At 62.9% G+C, this 21,640-nt stretch carries 24 protein-coding genes; 1 reads left to right on the top strand and 23 read right to left on the bottom strand.

Annotated features, from left to right (window positions below; translation table 11 throughout):
- Positions 1-134: 134 nt before the first annotated feature.
- From AFIDRAFT_RS09345 to AFIDRAFT_RS09285, 13 genes are all read right to left on the bottom strand, one after another.
- Positions 135-1,712 (bottom strand): Do family serine endopeptidase, encoded by a 1,578-nt coding sequence (locus AFIDRAFT_RS09345; protein ID WP_009339065.1) that lies wholly within the window; start codon positions 1,710-1,712, stop codon positions 135-137.
- Positions 1,713-1,806: 94 nt separating this feature from the next.
- Complete coding sequence (locus AFIDRAFT_RS09340; RefSeq protein WP_009339063.1) at positions 1,807-2,511, bottom strand: MSMEG_1061 family FMN-dependent PPOX-type flavoprotein; 705 nt, start codon at positions 2,509-2,511, stop codon at positions 1,807-1,809.
- 45 nt (positions 2,512-2,556) lie between these two features.
- Complete coding sequence (locus tag AFIDRAFT_RS09335; RefSeq protein WP_009339062.1) at positions 2,557-3,048, bottom strand: cytochrome c-type biogenesis protein; 492 nt, start codon at positions 3,046-3,048, stop codon at positions 2,557-2,559.
- Between the two features lie 4 nt (positions 3,049-3,052).
- Positions 3,053-5,041: a heme lyase CcmF/NrfE family subunit gene (locus AFIDRAFT_RS09330; protein ID WP_009339061.1), complete on the bottom strand. Its 1,989-nt coding sequence runs from the start codon at positions 5,039-5,041 to the stop codon at positions 3,053-3,055.
- Positions 5,038-5,538: a cytochrome c maturation protein CcmE gene (gene ccmE, locus AFIDRAFT_RS09325; protein WP_009339060.1), complete on the bottom strand. Its 501-nt coding sequence runs from the start codon at positions 5,536-5,538 to the stop codon at positions 5,038-5,040. The genes AFIDRAFT_RS09330 and ccmE overlap by 4 nt, the downstream gene beginning before the upstream one ends.
- Before the next feature lie 58 nt (positions 5,539-5,596).
- Complete coding sequence (gene ccmI, locus AFIDRAFT_RS09320) at positions 5,597-6,700, bottom strand: c-type cytochrome biogenesis protein CcmI (protein WP_009339059.1); 1,104 nt, start codon at positions 6,698-6,700, stop codon at positions 5,597-5,599.
- Positions 6,701-6,816: 116 nt separating this feature from the next.
- A complete protein-coding gene (locus tag AFIDRAFT_RS09315; protein ID WP_009339058.1) occupies positions 6,817-8,199 on the bottom strand; it encodes a hypothetical protein in 1,383 nt (460 codons plus the stop codon).
- Between the two features lie 158 nt (positions 8,200-8,357).
- Positions 8,358-9,743 carry an ATP-binding protein gene (locus AFIDRAFT_RS09310; RefSeq protein WP_009339057.1) on the bottom strand — a complete coding sequence of 462 codons (1,386 nt, stop codon included), beginning with the start codon at positions 9,741-9,743 and terminating at the stop codon, positions 8,358-8,360.
- Entirely contained in the window at positions 9,733-10,407 is a 675-nt protein-coding gene (locus tag AFIDRAFT_RS09305; RefSeq protein ID WP_040298316.1) for a response regulator transcription factor, read from the bottom strand. Before AFIDRAFT_RS09305 ends, AFIDRAFT_RS09310 begins: the two co-directional genes overlap by 11 nt.
- Positions 10,408-10,566: 159 nt before the next feature.
- Positions 10,567-10,878, bottom strand: a complete 312-nt coding sequence (locus tag AFIDRAFT_RS09300) for a PilZ domain-containing protein (protein ID WP_009339055.1) — start codon at positions 10,876-10,878, stop codon at positions 10,567-10,569.
- Between the two features lie 177 nt (positions 10,879-11,055).
- Positions 11,056-11,307, bottom strand: a complete 252-nt coding sequence (locus AFIDRAFT_RS09295; RefSeq protein WP_009339054.1) for a hypothetical protein — start codon at positions 11,305-11,307, stop codon at positions 11,056-11,058.
- Between the two features lies 1 nt (position 11,308).
- Positions 11,309-11,701: a hypothetical protein gene (locus AFIDRAFT_RS09290; protein ID WP_009339053.1), complete on the bottom strand. Its 393-nt coding sequence runs from the start codon at positions 11,699-11,701 to the stop codon at positions 11,309-11,311.
- Positions 11,702-11,712: 11 nt separating this feature from the next.
- The gene (locus tag AFIDRAFT_RS09285; RefSeq protein ID WP_009339052.1) at positions 11,713-11,958 is read right to left on the bottom strand and encodes a Pam3-gp28 family putative phage holin; all 246 of its coding nucleotides are present in this window, start codon (positions 11,956-11,958) and stop codon (positions 11,713-11,715) included.
- Between AFIDRAFT_RS09285 and AFIDRAFT_RS09280 the strand changes: the two genes are divergently transcribed.
- A complete protein-coding gene (locus tag AFIDRAFT_RS09280; RefSeq protein ID WP_156786882.1) occupies positions 11,945-12,175 on the top strand; it encodes a hypothetical protein in 231 nt (76 codons plus the stop codon). The genes AFIDRAFT_RS09285 and AFIDRAFT_RS09280 overlap by 14 nt on opposite strands.
- A gap of 8 nt (positions 12,176-12,183) precedes the next feature.
- Here the strand turns inward: AFIDRAFT_RS09280 and AFIDRAFT_RS09275 are convergent, their stop codons facing one another.
- The 10 genes from AFIDRAFT_RS09275 to AFIDRAFT_RS09230 are packed head-to-tail and all read right to left on the bottom strand — an operon-like array spanning position 12,184 to position 21,623.
- The gene (locus AFIDRAFT_RS09275; RefSeq protein WP_009339050.1) at positions 12,184-12,711 is read right to left on the bottom strand and encodes a lysozyme; all 528 of its coding nucleotides are present in this window, start codon (positions 12,709-12,711) and stop codon (positions 12,184-12,186) included.
- A 57-nt stretch (positions 12,712-12,768) separates the two neighbouring features.
- On the bottom strand, positions 12,769-14,226 hold the full coding sequence (locus tag AFIDRAFT_RS09270; protein ID WP_009339049.1) for a DUF2793 domain-containing protein: 1,458 nt from the start codon (positions 14,224-14,226) through the stop codon (positions 12,769-12,771).
- Positions 14,227-14,233: 7 nt separating this feature from the next.
- Positions 14,234-18,103 carry a baseplate multidomain protein megatron gene (locus AFIDRAFT_RS09265; RefSeq protein ID WP_009339048.1) on the bottom strand — a complete coding sequence of 1,290 codons (3,870 nt, stop codon included), beginning with the start codon at positions 18,101-18,103 and terminating at the stop codon, positions 14,234-14,236.
- Positions 18,103-18,546, bottom strand: coding sequence for an NlpC/P60 family protein (locus AFIDRAFT_RS09260; RefSeq protein ID WP_009339047.1), 444 nt, complete (start codon positions 18,544-18,546; stop codon positions 18,103-18,105). The genes AFIDRAFT_RS09265 and AFIDRAFT_RS09260 overlap by 1 nt, the downstream gene beginning before the upstream one ends.
- Positions 18,547-18,557: 11 nt before the next feature.
- Positions 18,558-19,448 carry a phage/gene transfer agent baseplate hub protein gene (locus AFIDRAFT_RS09255; RefSeq protein ID WP_009339046.1) on the bottom strand — a complete coding sequence of 297 codons (891 nt, stop codon included), beginning with the start codon at positions 19,446-19,448 and terminating at the stop codon, positions 18,558-18,560.
- Positions 19,445-20,086: a DUF2460 domain-containing protein gene (locus AFIDRAFT_RS09250; RefSeq protein WP_009339045.1), complete on the bottom strand. Its 642-nt coding sequence runs from the start codon at positions 20,084-20,086 to the stop codon at positions 19,445-19,447. Before AFIDRAFT_RS09250 ends, AFIDRAFT_RS09255 begins: the two co-directional genes overlap by 4 nt.
- Positions 20,087-20,100: 14 nt before the next feature.
- Positions 20,101-20,691, bottom strand: a complete 591-nt coding sequence (locus tag AFIDRAFT_RS09245; RefSeq protein ID WP_009339044.1) for a phage tail tape measure protein — start codon at positions 20,689-20,691, stop codon at positions 20,101-20,103.
- The gene (locus AFIDRAFT_RS09240; protein WP_009339043.1) at positions 20,688-20,891 is read right to left on the bottom strand and encodes a rcc01693 family protein; all 204 of its coding nucleotides are present in this window, start codon (positions 20,889-20,891) and stop codon (positions 20,688-20,690) included. The genes AFIDRAFT_RS09245 and AFIDRAFT_RS09240 overlap by 4 nt, the downstream gene beginning before the upstream one ends.
- A 3-nt stretch (positions 20,892-20,894) precedes the next feature.
- Positions 20,895-21,206 (bottom strand): gene transfer agent family protein, encoded by a 312-nt coding sequence (locus AFIDRAFT_RS09235; RefSeq protein ID WP_009339042.1) that lies wholly within the window; start codon positions 21,204-21,206, stop codon positions 20,895-20,897.
- Between the two features lie 9 nt (positions 21,207-21,215).
- Positions 21,216-21,623 carry a phage major tail protein, TP901-1 family gene (locus AFIDRAFT_RS09230; protein ID WP_009339041.1) on the bottom strand — a complete coding sequence of 136 codons (408 nt, stop codon included), beginning with the start codon at positions 21,621-21,623 and terminating at the stop codon, positions 21,216-21,218.
- Positions 21,624-21,640 lie beyond the last annotated feature (17 nt).

The following is a 21,640-nucleotide window of genomic DNA, read 5'->3' as shown; positions in this document are numbered from 1 at the left end:
GCGACGACCGTTTTCTTTCAAGGCATTGGGAACTGAAAAGAAGATGGGCGGCGAAGCTGGGGAAACCTCACCGCCCACCCATTACCCTTCCGACGGAGGGGGGCGTATTCCATCGAAAGGAACTTCACATGTAGTTAGCCCTTGCCGACCGGCAATGCGACGAAACGTGATGAATCGCCGCTCCGGACACGGATCAGGACACTGTTCTTCTTGTCGGCGCGGGCAGTATTCAATTCGTTGCGGATATCGTCCGCCGTAGCGACCGACTTGCCGGCAACCTCGAGAATCACATCGCCCTCCTTCAAGCCGCGTTCGGCGGACGCGCCGTCCGGATTGACGTTGGTGACCACCACTCCTTCCTTGCCAGCGCCCGCGACGGACCTCGCCGGGGCCACGGTGAGGCCGAGGTTGGGCACATCCGAACCGTTGCCGTTCCGGCCGAGACCGTTGTCGTTATCGTTGAAGCCGGTCTTGATCGACTTGGCGTTCGGCAGTTCGCCGAGCGTCAACGTCAGCGTCTTTTCAGAGCCCTTGTGGAGCACGCCGAGCTTGATCGACGCGCCGGGCGCCATGCCACCGATGGTGCGAGCGAGTTCGCGGGCATCCTTCACCGGCTGGTCGTTCACCTTGTTGATGACGTCACCCGATTCAATGCCTGCCTTGGCGGCGGGACCATTGGTCTGCGGCTCCGCCACCAGCGCACCCTCGGCCTTCTTTAGTCCGAGACTGTCGGCGATCTCCGGCGTGACGGGCTGGATTTGCACGCCGATCCAGCCGCGGCTGACGCTGCCCTTATCCTTGAGCTGGGCAACCACGTTCTTCACCGTCGCAGACGGGATCGAGAACGCGATGCCGACGCTGCCGCCGGACGGCGAATAGATCGCGGTGTTGACGCCGATCACTTCGCCTTCGGTGTTGAAGGCCGGGCCGCCCGAATTGCCCTTGTTCACGGGCGCGTCGATCTGGATGAAGTCGTCATACGGGCCGTTGCCGATGTCACGGCCGCGCGCGGACACGATGCCCGCGGTCACGGTGCCGCCGAGGCCGAACGGATTGCCGACCGCCAGCACCCAGTCACCGATGCGCGGCTCGCCATCGGACAGTTTCGCGAACGGGAAGTTGCTGCCGCCCTCGACCTTAATCAGCGCGAGGTCGGTGCGCTTGTCGGTGCCGATCACCTTGGCCTTGTAGGTCTTGCCGTCATCGGTCGTAACTTCGACCTTGTCGGCGCCATCGACAACATGGTTGTTGGTGACGGCATAACCGTCAGCCGAAATGAAGAAGCCCGAGCCCTGCCCGGTCACGAGATTGCCACGACCACGGCGGCCGCCGGGGCCACCCGGGAAGCCATCAGGGCCACCGAAACGGCGGAAGAACCGCTCCATCGGCGAGCCGGGCGGGAACGGCAGGTCGTCATTGTTGTCCGCCGTTTGCTTCTCCTCGATCCGGACGCGCACCGAAATCACCGACGGCTTCACGCGCTCGACAATGTCGGCAAAGCCGACCGGCTGCTGAACCTGCCGCACGTCCTTGTTGACCTGCGCATGCGCGGTGCCGACGAACATGTCCGTCGCATACGGCGTGCTGAGGCCATAAGCGGCGGCGCCGAGACCGACGACGACGGACGCCATCAAGGCGAATTTGCGCATGGCGAGAAGACCGCGCGGTTTTTTCTGGGGCGGGATTTTCGGGAGGTCGGCGGGGTTGGTCATGGGGGTCACTCCGGTGAATCGAAATTCGTGACGCGGGCTGCGTCTTCGGAGTGAAAGATGGGGGATGCGCCCTTACGGCGCTCTGTCGGGGGAATTAAGTTTTGGTAATTAAGGGGATACCGCCTGCGGGCTGATGCCGCAGGCATCGTGGAAATATCGCCTTCAGTACAACGTCGCCTTGATCCCGCCCCGGCAACGCAGCGTCGTAAGCGTGGCCGTCAAACGTCGCGATCTCCCCGTTGCGTGCCGTAATATCGCGCAGGATCGTGCCGGCCGACGGCAGGTCGAGTTTGCCAGTTCGCCGCTCCGGATTCCAAAGTTCAGCGCGCAGGACCGCACGGGAGCACTGAAAGAAGACCTTCTCCACATGAATGATCATGACACTCGCAGGCTGCTTGCCAGCGACCTCGAATTGCGCCCGCAGGTCCGGATCGCAAGATAGTTCGGCGTTCCCATTCACACGCAAGGTCTGCCCGTAACCTGGAATCAGGAAAAGCATTCCAATGCGGTTATCGGACAAAATGTTTCTGAAAGAATCGAGCCGATTGTTGCCTCTGCGATCCGGCAACAGCAGAGTTTTGGAATCCCGAACCGTGACAAAACCGGGCGCGTCCCCACGCGGGGAGCAATCCAACCCCTCGGGGCCGACTGTCGCGAGCACGACAAACGGCGAAGCCGAGATCAGGGCTGCATAGTTCTCATCCACATGATCGATCTCCTTGAACAACGAAGCCGGAGAAACCGGGTTCGGATAGGCATCGGCCAGATCTTCGGATGAAGCGATACGGTCGCCAACCATGTGGTCTCCGGGACGAACGAGAAGCGTTGCGCTCACTCTAATCGCTCAAGCGGACTTTTCCATGGAGTCTTGATCGGCGATCAGCTTTTCCAGCCGCGCCTCCTCCTCGGGCGTCAGTGCGGTGACATCCTCGCGCCGCGAGGCCCAGCGCTTGCGGTTGTACAACCACAACCCCGCCCCGCCGCCGATCAGAACGACGGGCGTGAGCAACCACAGGATCAGCGTGTGTTCCTTGAGCGGCGGCTTCAACAGGACGAATTCGCCGTAACGCGCAACAAGAAAATCCAGCACCTGCCTGTCGCTATCGCCGGCAGCGATCCGTTCGCGCACCAGCAAGCGCAAGTCGCGCGCCAGCGGCGCTTCCGAATCGTCGATCGACTGGTTCTGGCAGACCATGCAGCGCAGTTCGCGCGACAGGGCCCGCGCCCGCGCCTCCTTGGCCGGATCGTGCATGACTTCATCGGGCTGAACCGCATGGAGAACCGACGGCAGACCCGCCATCAGCACAAGCGCAACAATCGCCGCGAGACGCCGCATCGCCCTACTCCGCCGGTTGCGCAAGGCCACTGAGCTTCGGGCGCGCGGGCTTCGGCGCGCCGACCCGCAGGCGGCGGTCCGACAGCGACAGCATGCCACCGAACGCCATCAGCACCGGGCCGAACCAGATCAGAAGCACCATCGGCTTGTAGTAAATGCGCGCAGTGATCGAACCATTGGGCTCCACCGCGCCGAGCGAGATGTAGAGCTGGCTCACGCCGCGCGTCATCAGCGCTGCCTCCGTGGTGGACATGCCGCGCGTCGTGAAGCTGCGCTTCGACGGCGTCATTGTGCCAACCAAGGCGCCGTCCTGCCGGATGGTGAAGGTCGCGATGTCCTCGCGATAGTTCGGGCCCTGCCGCGAGGTCATGCCGTCGAAGGTCGCGCTGTAGCTGCCAAGCTGCGCGGTATCGTTCAGCCGCATCGTGGCGATGTGTTCGATGTTCCACGTCGATTCACAGACAATGCCGATCAGCGCGATGCCAAGCCCCGCATGAGCAAACGCCGTGCCCCAAGCCGAGCGCGGCAATCCCTTGGCGCGGGACCATGAGGTCTCAAAAGGTGCGCGGAACAGCTTCACGCGCTCGGCGATATCGACCGCCGAGCCGAGAATGACGAACACCGCAAGCCCGATCGCGAGCGGCGCAAACGCGCTGCCGCCCCGCTGCCATGCCCAGACAATGGCAATCGTCACCAGAGCGACGATACCCGCCATCATCAGGCGCTGCGCGGCGCCGACGAGATCGCCACGCTTCCATGCGAGCAACGGGCCGAACGGCACCGCCAGCAAGAGCGGCAGGAACAGCGGTGCAAAGGTGAGGTTGAAGAACGGCGCGCCGACAGAAATCTTCTCGCCGGTCACGACTTCCAGCGCCAGCGGATAAAGCGTGCCTACGAAAACGGTGGCGCAAGCCGTAGTCAGCAGCAGGTTGTTGAGCACCAGCGCGCCCTCGCGCGAAATCGGTGCGAACAGACCGCCCTGCTTCAATGAGGCCGCGCGCCACGCATAGAACGACAGGCTGCCGCCGATGAACACACACAGGATCATCAGGATGAAGACGCCGCGGCGGGGATCGGTCGCGAACGCATGAACCGAGGTGAGCACGCCCGAACGCACGAGGAACGTGCCAAGCAGCGACAGCGAGAAGGTGAGGATCGCCAGCAACACGGTCCAGATCTTCAGCGCCTCGCGCTTCTCCATCACCACCGCCGAGTGAAGGAGCGCCGTGCCGGCGAGCCAAGGCATCAGCGAGGCATTCTCGACCGGGTCCCAGAACCACCAGCCACCCCAGCCGAGTTCGTAATAGGCCCAGTACGAGCCCATCGCGATGCCGAGCGTGAGGAATATCCACGCCATTAGCGTCCATGGCCGCACCCAGCGCGCCCACGCCGCATCAATGCGGCCCTCGATCAGCGCTGCGATGGCGAACGAGAACGAGATCGAAAAGCCGACATAGCCAAGATAGAGCATCGGCGGATGCACGGCGAGGCCCGGATCCTGCAGGATCGGGTTGAGGTCGCGGCCTTCAAGCGGCGGGTTCGCGATGCGCAGGAACGGATTGGAGGTCAGTAGGATGAACAGATAGAACGCGGTCGCGATCCACGCCTGCACCGCCAGCACATGCGCGCGCAGCGACAGCGGCAGATTGACGCCGAAGATCGCGACAAGCGCGCCGAACAGCGACAGGATGAACACCCACAAAAGCATCGAGCCTTCATGGTTTCCCCAGACGCCGGTGATCTTGTAGATCAGCGGCTTCAGCGAATGTGAGTTCTCATAGACGTTGACGACGGAGAAATCTGACAGGACGTGCAACAAGATCAGCGCCCCGAAGGACAGCAGCACGAAAGCGAATTGTGCGATCGCCGTGGAGCGCGACACGTTCATCAGCGCGGGATCTTTCACCCGCGCGCCGATCAGCGGCACGAACGACTGGATCAACGCCAGCCCGAGCGCCAGCACCAGCGCGTAGTGCCCGCCCTCGGCGATCATCTCACGCCCCCCGGCGCATCGGCGGCTGAGGTCTTGCCATAATTGCTCTTCGAGGCGTTGCCGTAATCATCCTTCCAGTGGCCTTCCTTCTTTAACTCGTCGGCCACGGCCTTGGGCATGTAGGTCTCGTCATGCTTGGCAAGCACGGTGTCGGCATGGAAGACGCCGCTCGAATCGAGCGAGCCTTCCGAGATCACACCCTGACCCTCGCGGAACAGGTCCGGCAGGATGCCCTGAAAAGCCACCGGCACCTTGGCGCTGCCGTCGGTCACCTCGAAATTGACCTTCAACTGATCGCCGCGCACCAGCGAGCCCTTCTCGACAAGACCGCCGAGCCGGAATTTGGTACCGGGTGCAATATGTTGTTCGGCGATCTTGCCGGGTGTGGTGAAGAACATGATGGAACTACGCATGGCGTTCAGCACCAGCGCCGCGGCCACCGCCAACACCGCCAGCGCGCCCGCAATCATCGTCAGCCGCCGTTGTTTGCGCGTCATTGTAGCCTTTCGCGCATGACGCGGCCCGATGACCCATTCACGGTTTCCGGCATCATGTCTATCCGTCTATTCCAAGTCCCTTGAGGCCATCATTGAGCTGGCGCAAATGTTCAGAATTCCCACTCACGGCCTGCCTTGCATCGTCACGCGCGGCGTTGGCCTTGTCCTTTTCGCCGAGAACCATATAGGCCCGTACCAGCCGCAGCCATCCTTCGACGTCATCCTTGTTCGTTTTGAGACGGTCCGCCAGCCGCTCGACCATGCTTTCGATCATGGCGCTGCGGCCCGCAGCATCCATCCCCTTGGCCATCGACATCTGGTCTGCGGATAGCGCCGGAGGGCGGTTGCCAGACACCCGCGCCAAGGCCTCCTGAACCAGTGACCGCCACGGCGCATCGGCCGGTGCCTTTTCCAGCATTCCGCGCCAGATATCGGCCGCCTTGGCCGGCTGGCCGTCTTGTTCCAGCGCAACACCGGTGAAATAGCGAGCCTTGCTCTCGTTCGGGTCGAGCACCAGAGCACGGTCAAATTCGGCCTTGGCCTCCGCCGTCACCACGCCGTTCGCAGCTACCGTAAGGGCTTCCCCGAGATCGGCGTGGCGGCCTGCCGTCTCCGCGTTATAGGCAAGCGCGTTGCGGAAGGCCGGAACAGCCTCGTCGACGCGACCGAGCTTGAGCAGCACCGGCGCCAGCACGCTCCAGCCGCGTCCGTCCTTGGGATTCTTCTCAAGTATCTCTTGCACCCGTGCAATCAGACGCTCGATCGAGGCGTCCTGCGGCTTCATCTGCTGGCGCGCGGCAAATGGAAAATCCGGCAGCCAGGGCGAGCCGATCTGGAGGTAAAGACCGGCGGCAAGCAAAGGCAATCCAGCCAGCGCGACGATCGACACCGCGCGGCGCCAACTCTTGCTGACGGCAAGCGTACCGCCCTCCTCGCTTGTGGCTGCGGCCAGCAGGCGGCGGCTGATCTCGATCCGCGCGGCTTCCGCTTCCACCGGGCCGATCAAACCGGAATCAGCGTCGCGCGTCACTTCGGCCAGTTGGTCCTGATAGACGACGGTTTCGCTGGCGGCCGGCCCTCGTTTGACTTGCCGCCCGAGCGGCCACAGCACCGCGAAGACCGCCACAGCCGTCATCAACGCGAGCATGAACCAAAGTGACATTCCGGTTTCCGAACAGGACTGGCCAGCGCCCGGCAAAACTTCAGGGCGCGGCGGGGTTACACCACGCGAAGTCAACCTTTGCAAACGGCTATTTCAATTGAGCTGGAACAAAAAAATCAGGTTTTGCGGGAAGTTTTCCGCTCGGATTTGGCGACTTCGACCGCCTTTTTCATCAATGAGGCATAATCGGGCCCAAAGATCACCTCGCAGAAGCGGATCGCCGCCTGCGCCTGGGCGTAGCGGAACGGCCGGGTTCTGGTGTCGCTCGCCCGAAGCGTTTCGACCAGCGATTCGGTGGCCTTCTCGATGTATTGCTGCAGATCGCTATAGGTGCGCCGCGTCACCTCGTTGATGGCGAGTTCGCTCGCGTAGTTGCGGCAAGTGGCGACGAAGTCGATGAACGCCGCGGTTTCGTCGACTTCCATCTCGTCGATGCGACTGTTCGCCGTGATGTCCTTATCGGGCCGCTGGCGCAGCAGACGACGAACGCGGCCGGGCACGGAGCCGATTTCCGAGTCCAGTGCATTGGAGATTTCAGCCCGCATCGATGAGAGCTGCTTGCCCCAAGCCGAATCCGAACGAATGTCCAGTTCGGTGCGCAACCCACGCAGGCCGTCATGAAGGACTTTCAGAATATTGGCGGTGTCGTCGAACTTTCCGCGACGGACGTCGTTGCGCAGTTCTCCCACAAGACGCGACAGATCGTGGATTGCCATGGTGACAGCGACCCCGTAGGGCGTGCCCGCCACGCGAACCTCGTCGTCGGAGGCCGCCACAGAAATGCTCAGGCGGATCACCTGCCAGGGCGACATCAGCCGCTGCATCACGACCGACAAGGCGAAAGGCAGAGCCTGCGGGGTCTGCAGTGAAGGCAGATTCATCGCCGTGGTGACGGAAGCGACTTGTGCTTCGTTCAAAGCGCGTATCTGCCCCGGCAGGCGCGCGCCGAAAATCTCGAGCGACTCGCGAATTTTGAGGACGGCGCCGATCGCGGGAATATCTTCCACTGCGGAAGGCGTGCCGATGCGGCCAAAACCACGGCGGTCCGTACCGCTGGCCGCCGCCTCGATCGCCTGCGCGGACGCAAGCTGCATCTGACGCACCGCACGATCGATCTCGGTCGCGGTTGCCTGCGGATTTTTCAGCACTGCTTCGTATGTCTGAGTCTCCGTCGGAGCGCCTTCGCGCGACAGCCACATCCAGACCGGCGCCAGTGAAGTGCGCCTGATCTGTCCGGGCCTGACCGCCCCCGTGCCCTCGATCAAAAACGGTTCGACCGGTGTGAATAGCAAACGCGCGGGATCATCGGTGCGGGGCGTGGTGTTTTCGTCGGGGGCGCGCACGATCTTGCGCAACTCGGCGAGAACGATGTTGGCCACGATCGCGTCGTCGCCACCACGCTCGATGGCGCGCTCGAACTCCCGCATCAGCAGCGCCTGCGACTTCGGCGGAAGCTGCGCGAGAAATTCTTTCAGGCGTTCGAGTGACTTGGGACCCATGGATGCATAAAGGCTGCCAGCCGCCGGGACAGGCGACACTTCCCTTAGCCTTACCCCGCACGTCGTTAACATCGCGTTAGGAATGGCTGTCGTCCCACCACCGATCCGGGTCCGCTATCCAAGTCCGGTCAAAGTGTTAGCGGACTGTCATACCGCCCTTAGACTACCCCTGGCAGCGCCAGTTCGGCCCGCAACCCGCCCATGGGAGCGCGGTCGAACTTCAGGTTCCCGCCGTAAAGCCCTGCCAGATCGACAACAATGGCCAGCCCCAGCCCCGAACCGGGCTTCGACTCGTCCAACCGCTGCCCGCGCTGGACGATCTGCCCCCGTTCGGCGACCGACAGCCCCTTGCCGTCATCATCCACGACGATGCTCAGGGTCGGGTCCAGTTCCTCGTCCCCCGGCGGCACCACCGAAACCCCAATCCGCACCCGGCGAGCCGCCCATTTGCAGGCATTGTCGATCAGGTTGCCGACCATCTCCTCAAGGTCCTGTCGCTCGCCACGGAATTTCGCGCCTTCGGACACCTCCCAGTCGATCACCACGCCACGATCGCGATGGATTTTCTCCATCGTCCGCACCAGCCCTTCGATCACGGGCTCGATCTCCGTGATGGTGGCCACCACCGTCAACCGTGCCGCGATGCGGGCGCGCTCCAGATGATGGGCGACCTGGCTGCGCATGACATCGCCCTGCTCCAGTATCTTGGCTGCGAACGGGTCGGAGCCATGCGTATTGGCTTCGTTGATGATCACCGACAACGGCGTTTTGATTGCATGAGCAAGATTGCCGACATGGGTGCGCGCACGCTCGACAATGGCGCGGTTCGCATCGAGCAAGGCGTTTGTCTCGCGCGCCAGCGGCGCGATCTCCACCGGGAAGCGTCCCTCCAGCCGCTCGGCCTTGCCGGAGCGGATATCGGAGAGCGCGTTGGAAATGCGCTTGAGCGGGGCAAGACCGAAACGGACCTGAAAGATCGTGGTCAGCAGGAGAACCGCGGCAAGCGCCGCGAACGTGCCGCCGAGATACCAGTCGAACAATCGCGTCTCGTCGAAAATTTCGTTGGCGTCACCCGCGACGGTGACCAGATATTTGCCGTCGGTGCCGAGATCGATCGGACGCTCCACCATGCGCAGCGGTTGATCTTCCGGCCCCTTGACATAGCCGAGCCGCACTCCCGATGCCGTGAGAGGAATGCTTTTCTCATCGAGGCGCGGCAGCGTCGCGTCCCAGAGCGAACGGGATGCGCGCGCTTCCTGCTTGGCGGAATCGATACTTTCGATCTGCCAGTACCAGCCCGACAACGGCAGTTCGAACAACGGCTCGCCGAGCGCGGGAATGCTCTTTTCGGGATTTTTGGGATCGTCCGGCGTCCCTACCTCGGCGATCAGCGTACGCAGATAGAGGTTGAGGCGGCGATCGAAGGCGCGCTCCACCGAATGATTGTACAGCGAGGAGAGTGCAAAGCCGGTGACGGTGAGAATCAGCGCGACCCAGACGGCGGCCGACAGGAACAGCCGGGTGGCGAGGGAGTTAGCGCGCATCGGTCGTGGGCGGCGCCAGCAGATAGCCGAGCCCGCGGACGGTCTGGATGATGTCGACGTCGAGCTTCTTACGGATGCGGCCGACGAACACTTCGATGGTGTTCGAATCGCGGTCGAAGTCCTGATCGTAGAGATGCTCGACGAGTTCGGTGCGCGATACCACGCGCCCAGCATGGTGCATCAGATAGGCCAGCAACCGGTATTCGTGGGATGTCATCTTGATGGGATTGCCGTCCACCGTTACGCGGCCGGTGCGGGTGTCGAGCACCACAGGCCCGCAGGTCAATTCGCTCTGGGCATGACCGGTGGAACGCCGCAGCAGCGCACGAATGCGCGCCAGCACTTCCTCGAGGTGGAAGGGTTTTGCGACATAGTCGTCGGCGCCGGCGTCGAAGCCCTGCACCTTGTCGCTCCAGCGGTCGCGCGCGGTGAGGATCAGGACCGGCATCACCCGCTTGTTGCGCCGCCAGGATTCCAGCACCGAAATGCCGTCCATTTTCGGCAAGCCGATGTCGAGCACGACGGCGTCGTACGGCTCGTTATCGCCGAGAAAATGCCCTTCTTCGCCGTCGAAGGCGCGGTCGACCACATAGCCCGCATCGCTCAAGGCGGCGGTCAGTTGGCGGTTGAGGTCGGGGTCATCTTCGACAACGAGAAGGCGCAAGGCGGTCTCCGGCATCCTGGGTTGAACGGATTCAAGATGACCCGCATGGGCGTGAATGGCAAATGAATGCATCCACCCGGAAAAGCTTACATTTTCGTCAGGAGGGAGCCGGGTCCCGCCGATGCGGGGCAGCGGCTTGGAAAAGCTGCCGGGCCGGGTCTAGGCCGGACGACCGCCGCCTTTGGCGGGAGGACGCTCGTTCGCCCAGATGAAGTGGACCCCCATCTGTTCGCCATTGACCCACGCCATTTTGCAGCGGCGAAAGGCGACGCCGGTCGAAGACAGCGCCAGAAAGAATTCATCGAGGTTGAGACCGCTCAGTGATTTTTCAAAGTGGAGCAGCGCCCCCTCTTCCGACACGTCGAGGATGTTGCAGGCCCGAACCCATGAACCATCGATCGCGATGATCCTCATGGCGAAGCCCTTGCCGAATTGAATCCGATCGGCTTTGCGCCTTTGCTTCTGCTCCATCTCCAATACCAGTGTGCTCGGTTACATTGGCCAATCCATAAAATGCGAAATTGAAAAATCGCTTAAATGGTGCGTTTCTGGCCGGGCATTCGTCTCACCAGGCGGAATTTGCCGCACACCTTTTCACTCTACCGCTCCGATCATGGTGTCGGGGTACCACGACACAGGCGGGCGCCGTCAGGTCGTGGTGGAACCATCGTCAGTCGGCAGCGGCTTCAAGAACTCATCAGTCGCCGCATTGATCTGCGCCAGAGTGGCGTCAATCTGCTCCTGCGTTGCGTTAGTGCCCTGAATAAGTCCGGCGATCGCCTGCACATAAGGCAGAGACGATATAACTCCCTGTTGGATTGCGGGTGCGACTTTCACGATGGTGCTCACAATCGCTTCCGCAATCGCCACGCCGGCTTCGATGTCTGCTGCGCTCACCATGTCAGTTCGCTCCTGATGCAAGGACAGCCTGAACGTCGCTCAACGCCGCCTGTGCGGCAGCGACGACATTCGTCACGTCGAGAGTGGGATAGGCTTTCTGAAACGCGACCGCATTGTTCACGGCGAGCCGCGCGCGGCTCATCGCACTTTGCAGATTCACGATCACCGAGCGCTTGGCGCAGATGTTCGTGGCGCTGGGTCTGGTGCCCGTCGCGCAGAGCGGCAACGCCTTGTATGCGTTCGCGGCGTTGACGGCGATGCCATAGGCATTCGCGACGCCGTAGACCGTATTCAAGGCGACGGCATTGGAGATGCTCACCGACGGCAAGACAGTGGTGCAGTTCGCGAGCGCCAGCGACAGGGCGAGCGCCGCGGCAACCTGAAGGTTTCGCATGGACAGTCCTTTCAGTTGGTGGAGATCTTGCCGGTCGCAGGATCAACGAGCGGCGTGTCGATCCTGGCGGCGTGACTGGCCGTGGTAGTTCGTGTGCCGTACTTCACCCACACGCCCCAGGCAGTGGTGAAGATCACACCGACCGCGCCGGTCACGGTCGTGACTTCATCGGAAGACAAGTAGCCCTTGGTGATGAGAGGGCCGAAAGCGAGAAGCAGCGCATAGCGAATGAGCTGCCAGATCGTGTCTGACGTCATGATGGTTCCCCTTGTTGATGGTTGCCCGGATGCGCCGGGCGCGATATTGGAGCGGCAGCGCGGCCGTATCGGCGCCGCGTCGACCCCGATGGAACCGAGTGCCGAAATGTCATGGTTTGATTTATCGCTGCGCGAGCAGCTTCTCGCGGGCAGCGCGATGGCGCTCACGTTTGCTGTCTTCTTCGTCGCCGGTCTTCAACTCGGCGGCCACTGGTAATATCCGGCTCAGGCGAGCGCGAGGGCGAGCGCGCCTTTCACATCGCCAGCGAACATCAAGCCTTCCGCCTTGCGGCGGCGCGTCAGGCCCGCCAGAACGCGGCCGCCTGCCCTGTTCCACTTCGCCAGTTCGCGCGGCACCGCAGCCCTGTCGCCTGCGTTGAGTTTTCTCCACAACGTCGCGTGCGCCGGGCCACCGGTGTTGAACGACCACGACACCAGCGCATCGAATTCATGCTGCTCAAGATGGATTTGGCAGAGATCATGAACGTGGCGTTCGAATGTCATCATGTCGCCTGCCAGCGCGGCATCGCATTCCGCGCGTGACCAGATCGCGCCGGATGCAAAGCGCGGCAGATGATGATTGGTGTGCCCCCAGCCGATGGTGAGCACACCTGCCGAATCCATGTAGGTGGCGAAAAACCCTTTCCGGTTCGGCACGGCCTTCATGCAGGACTCGAAAGCGCGCACGAGTTCGAGCCCGGCCGGACCCATGCGCAAGGGTTCGGCCGCCGGGGCGATGGCGGACCTCAGCATTGGCTCCTCCTGATGATGGCTGGCGCTTCCGGTCTAAAACCGGTTCTGGCTTAAACCTTAGAGATACTGCCCGCCGGAGGACGTGGTACCGGCGGAGTTGCCGGGAAGAGCCGATGCCCCGGCACCGTCTGTTTGAGTGACTGAATTGGTCGACGCAAAATAACGCGATCCGGCTGCTGAGCCGGAGTAAGTCACGCCTGCCGACCTGAAAAACCCCATATTGTTTGCCCCTGCAAAGAACGATGAAAAGGCTGGGACTCCAGACAGTGTAACTGTCACCCCGGCATAGACGACACCGCCCAGTTGCTGGGCATAGATATGAGCGTATGCACCGCCCGAAACGGTGATGTTTCCGCCGCCGATGTTAAAAAGCTTGCCGCCATTCGCGGCACTGATATGGACGCTTCCAGAGGCCAGCGCACCAAATTCAACCGCTCCGACAATGGTCACCGTGCCGTTGGATGTAACGTCGATTCCATCTCCGGACGTCGTCGTCCTGAATTTAAATCCGCCGACCGAAAGCGAACCGCCATTTTGTACGGTGATGCAAGCGGCAGATGTCGTGGAGATTAGAACATTGGACGGGGTGGATGTGTCGCCAACGATAGAAACGCTTCCTGAGCCAACGAACGGGCCATTGACCAGGACACTCCCTGTATATGTGCCGGATGCAACATGGATCGTGACGTTGTAGATCGAGATGTCGAGCGATGCGGTTGTGTTGATCGCCTTTTGAATAGTCAGGAACGCGCCGCTCGATGCGTTGCTCAATCCGTCATTGCTGTCACTACCATCAGTGCGAACATAGTAGGTGCGATTGGCGGTGAGAACCTCACGCGCACCGCCTGCGGGAAACGACACCCGCCCCGTGGTACGATCGAACCTGAGTGCGTCACACCAAGTCGTGCCGTCCGCGCTGACCTTGAGATGAAAATCGTCGTCTCCCGTTAGGCCGAATTCCGCGCGTCCGGAGAACGCATCCGAAAACACCACCGACGACGTATTCGCTGCCGCCGACTTTGACAGTTGCAGCCGGACGTCGCCGGTGCCGCCGTCCGTGGTGTCGATCGCGTTGAGCAGCGCATCGTTGGAGTGAACGGTCAGAAGGTTGGAGTCCGCGACCGTGGCATTGATCCCCACATTCGGCAGGTTGTTGGATGAAAAGGTCCCGCCCGCTGTCGTCACCGGTGCCCACGCACTGCCACCGAACACCAGCAGAGCATCGTCTGCGACGGACCACACGCACCACCCCGCTTTCGGCGCGAGAAAGCGCCATGCATTGGTCTCCCATGTCGCAACTGAACTGCCATGCCCGGCCCATGCGCCGGTTGCGCCGCTCGCAACGATGTGGCGTTCGCCATCCACCGGCAAGGATGGCGGCACGGTGAGCGTGCTGTCGAGCACCGTGATCTGGATCGCGTCATCCAGAATCCGGAGTGCCTCGTTATGCGTGACATGTTTTTGCGCCTGGCTGCCGTCGATGAACGGCAGGCCAAGATTGGCCGTCTCTGTCATGTGATCCTCAAAGCGCGAAAGTGGATTGTGCGGAATGGCCGCGCCCGACCGTGCTGGACAGCTGGAAAACCCGAATGGTGAGGCTCGTCTGCGGGCCGCCGAAATCGGCGACTTCATCCGCTGCGGAATATGTCGCCACAGGCGCGTTCACCGAAAGCGTGCGCTTCACTGTATTGCCCGACAGGATGTCGATCTCGTAAGCCTCGGCATCCTCGCCGAGCGGCACCTCGACGCCCCAGCCATCGCCGTCCTTGCGGGTGCGGCGTATCCAGGAGATCGCGATGTCGCCGTCATTGTTGCGCGCTGCATGCAGATGCACCGGCGACAGCGGTATCAAAGCTGTTGCTTGTGGCACCAGCGTCATCGCCAGCGCCGAGGGATCATCGTGGCTACGGCCGGTGGCGACGATCCGCAGATCACTCGTCCGGTCCAGCGTGCCGATGCCGCGCGCGATCTCGATCAAGTGCTCGTCGAGCAATACGAACGGCGCGCCCGGAAGCAGCGACGCGGCTATGGCGTATTCGCTGCCCACCTGCCCGCGCAACAATCGGCTCAGCCGATAAGTCCTGTCATCGACAAGCTCGGCCTGCGCGAACTGAATCACCTCCCACGCGCCGTCGGCGTTCATGATCGCCGCAGCGTTGGCGCCGTTGAGCACATTGGCATCCGCGAGCGATGTCAGCGTGCCGCCATAGAGCCGCACCCGCACGTCACTGCCTCGATCCCAGCACGCGGCGGGACTTGCAGGCAGCGCATCGAGCGTCTCGCCCATCACCGATGGAACGAAAACCGTCGCCGCGCGCTCGAAACTCAGGCCGTCCGATGACTGCCAGATCGTGACCGAGCCCGGCCACGGATTTGCAAACACCGCAAGCCGCGTCAGCACCGGCGGATCGGACGAATCCAGCATCGGTAGATCGAGCGCGAGCGCCTGAACCGGGCCGAGCGCAGGCGGAATTGCCGGCACGCTCTGGCGCGGTTGCGGCAGCGGCACGTTGAAAATGTCTGGATCGATGCTGCGTGCGCTGATCTGCCGCTGTTCGGTATCGACCAGCTCGCCGACTTCATAAAGCCGCCGCCGGCCCTTGATCGTAACGCCGACGACATCGCCCGGCGTTAACGTCAGATGCTCCATGCCGAGCGCGAATGAAATGCTCTCGCGCCCTGCCCACAGATCCTGCAGCCAGATATCTGCGCGCCGTGTCGCAGCGGCATCGTTGGTGACGACGGCAAGATCCGAATGCAATGCACGGGTGGCGCCGCCGACCAGACGTCGCGAGGTGACGGCGGCGCGGCGATAGTCCACCGAGGCGTCGGTGTAACCGAAGCTCACCTCGCGCGGCAGTTCGGTTTCCTGCGCGCGCGTCAGTTTCGCCGGCGCATCCTTTTCAGGATCGACAAGCTGGTCCTCCGAAATCTCCATCACCGGCATGCCGCCGCGCGGCACAAACATGAGATTGTCACCGACCGCCGCCGCATCGAAGGCATAGGCCGTGGCGAGCGGATCGATCATCGCGCGCGGCGTCATTGGCCGGTCCACCACGTAACCGTCGCAAGCGTCGCGCAGCGAGGAAGCATCAACATCCGTGATGGATGCGTCCTGCAACAACGTCGCGACCGTGGCGTCGAGCGGCGCACCGCCGAGCCGCCCGGTCAGCCAGTGCCCGGTCTGCCAGTTCGGCGCATCGCTCCAGACGTCGCTCGCGAGCGGAAACACCGGATAAGGCCGCGCGTCCCAGGTCCACAGATGGATACCGGAAACGTCGATCATCGGCCCGCCGTAGATAGGCGAAACAGGATTGTGCGTCTCGTCGCCGCCGAAAGCAGGATCGAATGCGCCGAGCACCGCCTCAAGCATCCGGCGCTGAATCAGGTCGTCGCGCTGGCCGTTCGAAAAATACGGCACATTGCCGTCGGACGACTTCGCATCCGGGAATACGCTCGGCTGGTTTGTGCCTTTGTCCACTGCGGGGCAGCCGATCTCCGTCAGCCAGACCGGCTTGCTGCACGGTGTCCACGCCGTCGCGGTGCCAAGCTCAACGCCGCCGACACGCTCGTGGTGAGGATTGCTCCACCAGGTCCAGATGTCCTTGGCGCGAAACACCCACGGCTTGCCAAGGCCATCGGTGATAGGACTACGCGTCTGCGCGGTGCGCGCGGCGTCATTGGCGTAGTACCAGTCATAAGCCTCACCACTTTGCAGGCGGCTTTTCAGATAATCGCGCTCGTAGATTGAGGAGAACTCCGCCGTATCCAGATGACCCGCTTCGTCGCGCCAGTCGGACAGCGGCGCGTAGTAGTCGATCCCGACCGCATCGATAGCAGACGACGCCCACAGCGCATCCAGCGGAAAACGCACCTCGGAGGCATCGGGCGTCACTACGTCCGAGCCATACTCGGTCCAGTCCGCGCCATAAGTAATGAGCGTGGACGATCCGACGATCGCCTTCACGTCGGCAGCCAATGTGGCGAGCGCCGTCACCGCGGGATAGACGCCCGCACCGGAACGCACGCGCGTCAGCGCTTTCAACTCCGAGCCGATTAGGAATGCATCCACGCCACCACAGGAGGCCGCGAGCGAAGCGTAGTGCAAGATCATGCGGCGGTAATTCCAACCGCTGACATCATCGCCGGAAAAGAACGCTTCAACCTGCGTGGCCGCGTCCGCTGTCCCCTGAGGCGAGCCGCTCATGCCCGGTGCGGGATCGCACGTGATGCGCCCGCGCCACGGATAGGCTGGCTGCGATGATGCGTCGCTCCAGGGATCGGGCAGCACATTGTCGGGTGGAATGTCCATCATCAAAAACGGATACAGCGTGACCTTGAGGCCCCGCGTTTTCAGATCCGTAATGAGGTGAATCACGCTGTCATCGGAGGGCGTGCCGCCATAAGACGGCACACCATCGATGCTGGATACCAGATACGCATCCGGCCGCGTCACGCCCGCGACCGACCATGTGCCGCCGGACGTCACCTTGATCGCATTATCGACGCCGGGCCGGACCTTGCATTCGCCCGCGCGCAGATCGCTGCCGAACCACGCCACCACGATGGCGACACGCTCGAGATTGGGACACGTCGCCTGTAGATCGTTGAGCGAGGCCATCACATCGGACGCCGCAATGGTGACGTGACGGTTTTCCGGCGCGGACTGGCCGGGGCCGAGCACACGCACCACGGCGGATGTCTCGTAACCGAACTCCGTGGAACCCGGAATGAGCGTCACCGCGCGCGTCATGCGCTCCAGCGCGCCGACAGGCCGCACGATCTCGAACGACAGTTGCGGAATGCGATTGCCGAAATCGGCCAGCGGCAACCGCTCGAACACTACATAAGCGAGGCCGCGATAGGACGGCGCATTATCCGCACCCTCCTTCGCCACGATCAGATCGTCCGGCAACTGGTCCTCGCCGCCGCGATGCACACGCATCGTCAGCGTCGATGTGTCGAGCAGGTCGCCATCGGCCCAGATCCGGCCGACGCTTCCAATCTCGCCCTCGCACAGGCCGACGGCAAAATTGGCGTAATAGGAATAGGTCGTGGTGGTCGTGGTGGCGGTCGCGCCGCCAAGTCCGCCCTTGCCGCCGGTGGTCTGGCTGCTGGTGGACACCACCTCCTCCAGCCGTGTCGCCCAGATCACCTGCCCCGACAATCGCGCACGTCCGTACAATCGCGGGATCGGCGCGCCTTCGGTCGAGGCCATCACGTCGAGATCGGCGAGCCGCGGCCCGGTCACGCTACGCGCGGTCGAGCCGAACAGCGCCTGATCGATCATGTTGCCCGCAAGCGCGCCGGCGATACGCCCGGCGATCGCACCTGCCGGGCCGAACACCGCACCGGCCGCGCCGCCCGCAACGGAAAGAACCAGCGCCGCCATTATTCGATGACTCCGGGAAAACGAAACGCGTGCGCAAGATGCCGCCGCCACCATGGCGTGAAGGCGACCTCACACACCGCCGCGCCGTCATGGGCGTGGATCATGGTGTCTTCGCCGCTTGCGATGGCGACGTGCTTGGCGACGAAACCCTCGCGCCAGCGAAACAACAGAACGTCGCCCGCGCCGATGTCGCCCACCTCGGTCCTCATGAGATGCCGCATAGCCGCCTGCGCCAGCGTTTCCTCGCCATGCGCTTCTGCCCAGTCGGGCGCATATGGCGGCGGCAACTCCGGCTCAGCGCCGATGCAGTTGCGCCAGACGCCACGCACTAGGCCGAGGCAATCGCACCCCACGCCTTTCAGCGATCCCTGGTGGCGATAGCGCGTGCCGATCCAGCTTCGCGCCTCCGCAACAATGGCGGCGCGGGTCAAACGAGTTATCATGGCCTGATCCATCAGGAGACGAGCGAGCCGCCATCGTTGTTGGCGGATGCATTGACGCCGGCGATGACGAAGTCATTGCCGGGAATGTGCGGAAAGCCGCGAAAGTTGATGCTGTTGGCGAAGCGATCGCGGCACGTCTCGAACCGCTTGTCGCAACCGGCGGTGATGGTGAAGGCATCGCCAATTGCGATGATCTCGCTCATCGCCTGCCACAGCGTGAGTTGCACCTCGCCGCCGCCAAGACGATGTTCCTTGATCTCGACCGCGAGACCACTATTCGCGCCACTCGTCCATGTGAGGCATCCGGCGGTGAAAATCCCCTCCGAAAAACCCTCAAGACTTTCCACCGCGATGGCGGACACGCCCAGCAGGCGTGAAACGGTACCGGCACCATTCAAACCCGCCGCATCGAGCGCAATCTTGCAACGCGCATCGCCTAGATCGGCGGCGCAACGCGCGGTGTAGAGCCTCCCACTTTCCTGCGATAGCTTGTCGGCAAGCCCGCGCAGTTCGGCGCTGAACGCCTCGCCCTCGCGTTTCACCTCGCCGAGTGTGGCACGCGACAACAGCACCCTCAAGGTGACATCGCTCCAGTCCACCAGCCAGGTATCAACCCGTGCCGCGTCGAACCGCCCGGCGGCAAGATCGGCTTCCGTCAGAGAATCCGCCGCGAGCGCGCCGGAAATCTCCGCGCCATCGATCGACAGATCGAAGCGGCTCGTCGCTTCCGATGTGCCGAATCCCGTCCCGGCGCGGCATGTCACACCTTCAATGACAAGATCGCCATCGTGATCGGTGAAGCCAGACACCACACCGTCGCGGCGCGTCACGATCCAGCATCGCGCCAGCGTAGTGACGCCGCTATCGAGCTTCGCTTGCAAAGCGGAGGGAATTGCTCTCATGGCTTGATCTCCACGAGAGGAATTTTCGGAATGGCGCCCGCGGCGAACGCCGACAGATCGACTTCAAGATAGTCGGTATCGAACCGCACCGGCACATCGAACAGAAAACCCGCCGTCACCGCCGCGCCGGACGTGGGAATATGCCCCGGCATAAACGTAACGATCCCAGTCGTGGTATCGAAGGTGAAGTCGGTGTCCGCTGTTGCTTCCACACCCGCCACGGCGACGCGCACGCTGCCCGGCACCGGCTTCTCGATCGGGCGCGCGTAAGGCGCGTAGCTGGAGCCGTAAGTCTTTATCAGTTGAAACTGCGCCTGCACGCCATCGCCCGTGCCCAGCATCTGATCGAGCGGCGATGGTGCCGCATCATCGGATGCGGAGGAATGATCGAGCCGGTCGCGCCAGCGAAACCCATAAAGTTGTCCGCGCCGCTCCTCGAAGAACGCCACTACCTGTTGCAAGGCGGTGAGCGTCTTCACGCCGTAGCCTGCATCATACCGTCGCCGCGAATGCGCCCAGCGTGCGTTGCGCTGCTCGCGCCCGGAGCCGAACGCGACAATCTCGGTGCGGCGCTCCGGCCCGCCCGCGCTTTTCAGCGCGATGTCGAGCGGGAATAGAATTTCGTGAAAAGATATCATCGAACTCCCCGCGCCTACAGGCTGCGCTGGCCACGCGCGACAGCGCGCGCGATCCGGCCGGTGATATAACTTTCCGAGCGGCGGAAGCTGCCGGGGTCCGGCGTCGCGATCTGCACCGTGATGTTGTTGACGCCGCCGCCCGCGCCCGCGACGCCAAGGCGTCCATCAGGCCCGCGCTTGAGCGGCATGATCGCTTCCGGCCCCGCCTCGCCTGCAAGGCCGACACCGCCCTGCATCAACGGAAAGTAAGTCGGCGCGCCGATGACCCCGCCGGATGCGAACGGCTTCACCGCGCCGCTTGCCGCCGCAACCGCCGTGTTGGCGGATGCGCCCGTTCCGGTCAGTCCCGACAGCAGGTTTCCGATGCCGCTTGCGATGGAATTCTGCACCGGCTTCAACGCGGCATTGAGCGACAGACTGGACAGCCGCAGCGCGAGCGATTTCAGCACGTCATCGAATTGCTTGCCGCCGGCGACGGAAATTGCAAAAGCCTGCGTCATCGCCCGCGAGAAGGACGTCGCGCCCAGTTCAAGGTCGCGTACCCGTAACGCGAGATTGCTCGCAGCTTGCGTCGCATCGTCCAGATTGGTGAACGTATCACTCATGGTTTGACCTCCGCGAGATCCGGAAACTGTTTCATCAACGCGTCGAGCGATGCGCGATCGATCGGCTCCGCCACGGTCCCGCATACTCCACGGATCGCGAAAGCCAGTTCGCGCGGCGTCATCGCCCAGAACTGCGCAGGCGGCAGCCGCAACACGCCAAGCCCGAAGCCGATGGCCTCATTCCAGGGGAAAGGCTTCATCGCTCACGCGCCATCGAACGTCGCGGCGATCAGGTCGGCGGCGATGCGGACATAACCCGTCACCCCACCCTCGACCCGCAAGGCCGCCACCTCATCATCGCTCACGCTCTCGCCCGCGCCGCGAAGCCCGGCAGCAATAATGCGGACAAGATCGCGCGCCGACAGCCGCCCGGTGCCGAAGCGTTCCGCCAACGCCATCAGGTCGGCGGCGCCAAACGCGCTCTCCAGTTCCGCCAGCGCGCCAAGGGTCAGGACCAGCGTGCGCATTCGGTCGCCAAGCAAGGCTTCAATCTCGCCGCGATGAGAGTTCGCCATCGTCCTCTCCTACAGCGCGGTGAAGGTCAGCGCGCCCGCGGATTCAAGTCCGAGGTCGAACGTCACTTCGCCATTGTGCTCGCCGGAAAATTCCAGGCCGGAGATCTGGAACAGCCCCTCAATGGTGCCTAAATCCGGCACCACCACCTGGCACGCATTGATCGCACCATCGAAGAACGCCTGCCTTACCAGCGCGTCGGAGGCCGCATCCTTGAACAACCCGCGTCCAGAGATCGACGCGCGCTTGACGCCCGCGCCTTCCAGCAGTTCGCGCCAGCGATCCACCGACTCCGCATGCGTCACGTCCACCGTCTCGGCGTTGAACGCGATCTTGCGGCTTCGCAGGCCCGCGACCGTGACATAGTCCGTACCGTCGTTCATTTTCAGGAGCAAGTCCTTGCCCTTTTGCGCGCCCATGGCGTCTCCTTGGATGT

Origin of the sequence: Afipia sp. 1NLS2 (assembly GCF_000178995.1) — a bacterium.
Taxonomy (GTDB): Bacteria; Pseudomonadota; Alphaproteobacteria; order Rhizobiales; family Xanthobacteraceae; genus Afipia.
The sequence above is the reverse complement of the archived record's forward strand: the minus strand, read 5'-3'. Positions and strand labels throughout refer to the sequence as shown.

Excerpts from the sequence above, each read along its gene's own strand:
- ccmE (WP_009339060.1), bottom strand. The coding sequence starts at position 5,538 with ATGACGCGCAAACAACGGCGGCTGACGATGATTGCGGGCGCGCTGGCG.
- AFIDRAFT_RS09275 (WP_009339050.1), bottom strand. The coding sequence starts at position 12,711 with ATGCTGAGGTCCGCCATCGCCCCGGCGGCCGAACCCTTGCGCATGGGT.
- AFIDRAFT_RS09340 (WP_009339063.1), bottom strand. The coding sequence starts at position 2,511 with ATGGTTGGCGACCGTATCGCTTCATCCGAAGATCTGGCCGATGCCTAT.
- AFIDRAFT_RS09260 (WP_009339047.1), bottom strand. The coding sequence starts at position 18,546 with ATGATAACTCGTTTGACCCGCGCCGCCATTGTTGCGGAGGCGCGAAGC.
- AFIDRAFT_RS09295 (WP_009339054.1), bottom strand. The coding sequence starts at position 11,307 with ATGGTGAGCGCAGCAGACATCGAAGCCGGCGTGGCGATTGCGGAAGCG.
- AFIDRAFT_RS09330 (WP_009339061.1), bottom strand. The coding sequence starts at position 5,041 with ATGATCGCCGAGGGCGGGCACTACGCGCTGGTGCTGGCGCTCGGGCTG.
- AFIDRAFT_RS09250 (WP_009339045.1), bottom strand. The coding sequence starts at position 20,086 with ATGATATCTTTTCACGAAATTCTATTCCCGCTCGACATCGCGCTGAAA.
- AFIDRAFT_RS09235 (WP_009339042.1), bottom strand. The coding sequence starts at position 21,206 with ATGGCGAACTCTCATCGCGGCGAGATTGAAGCCTTGCTTGGCGACCGA.
- AFIDRAFT_RS09300 (WP_009339055.1), bottom strand. The coding sequence starts at position 10,878 with ATGGAGCAGAAGCAAAGGCGCAAAGCCGATCGGATTCAATTCGGCAAG.
- AFIDRAFT_RS09335 (WP_009339062.1), bottom strand. The coding sequence starts at position 3,048 with ATGCGGCGTCTCGCGGCGATTGTTGCGCTTGTGCTGATGGCGGGTCTG.
- AFIDRAFT_RS09290 (WP_009339053.1), bottom strand. The coding sequence starts at position 11,701 with ATGCGAAACCTTCAGGTTGCCGCGGCGCTCGCCCTGTCGCTGGCGCTC.
- AFIDRAFT_RS09265 (WP_009339048.1), bottom strand. The coding sequence starts at position 18,103 with ATGGCGGCGCTGGTTCTTTCCGTTGCGGGCGGCGCGGCCGGTGCGGTG.
- AFIDRAFT_RS09345 (WP_009339065.1), bottom strand. The coding sequence starts at position 1,712 with ATGACCAACCCCGCCGACCTCCCGAAAATCCCGCCCCAGAAAAAACCG.
- AFIDRAFT_RS09270 (WP_009339049.1), bottom strand. The coding sequence starts at position 14,226 with ATGACAGAGACGGCCAATCTTGGCCTGCCGTTCATCGACGGCAGCCAG.
- AFIDRAFT_RS09285 (WP_009339052.1), bottom strand. The coding sequence starts at position 11,958 with ATGACGTCAGACACGATCTGGCAGCTCATTCGCTATGCGCTGCTTCTC.
- AFIDRAFT_RS09230 (WP_009339041.1), bottom strand. The coding sequence starts at position 21,623 with ATGGGCGCGCAAAAGGGCAAGGACTTGCTCCTGAAAATGAACGACGGT.
- AFIDRAFT_RS09245 (WP_009339044.1), bottom strand. The coding sequence starts at position 20,691 with ATGAGTGATACGTTCACCAATCTGGACGATGCGACGCAAGCTGCGAGC.
- AFIDRAFT_RS09255 (WP_009339046.1), bottom strand. The coding sequence starts at position 19,448 with ATGAGAGCAATTCCCTCCGCTTTGCAAGCGAAGCTCGATAGCGGCGTC.
- ccmI (WP_009339059.1), bottom strand. The coding sequence starts at position 6,700 with ATGTCACTTTGGTTCATGCTCGCGTTGATGACGGCTGTGGCGGTCTTC.
- AFIDRAFT_RS09315 (WP_009339058.1), bottom strand. The coding sequence starts at position 8,199 with ATGGGTCCCAAGTCACTCGAACGCCTGAAAGAATTTCTCGCGCAGCTT.
- AFIDRAFT_RS09240 (WP_009339043.1), bottom strand. The coding sequence starts at position 20,891 with ATGAAGCCTTTCCCCTGGAATGAGGCCATCGGCTTCGGGCTTGGCGTG.
- AFIDRAFT_RS09310 (WP_009339057.1), bottom strand. The coding sequence starts at position 9,743 with ATGCGCGCTAACTCCCTCGCCACCCGGCTGTTCCTGTCGGCCGCCGTC.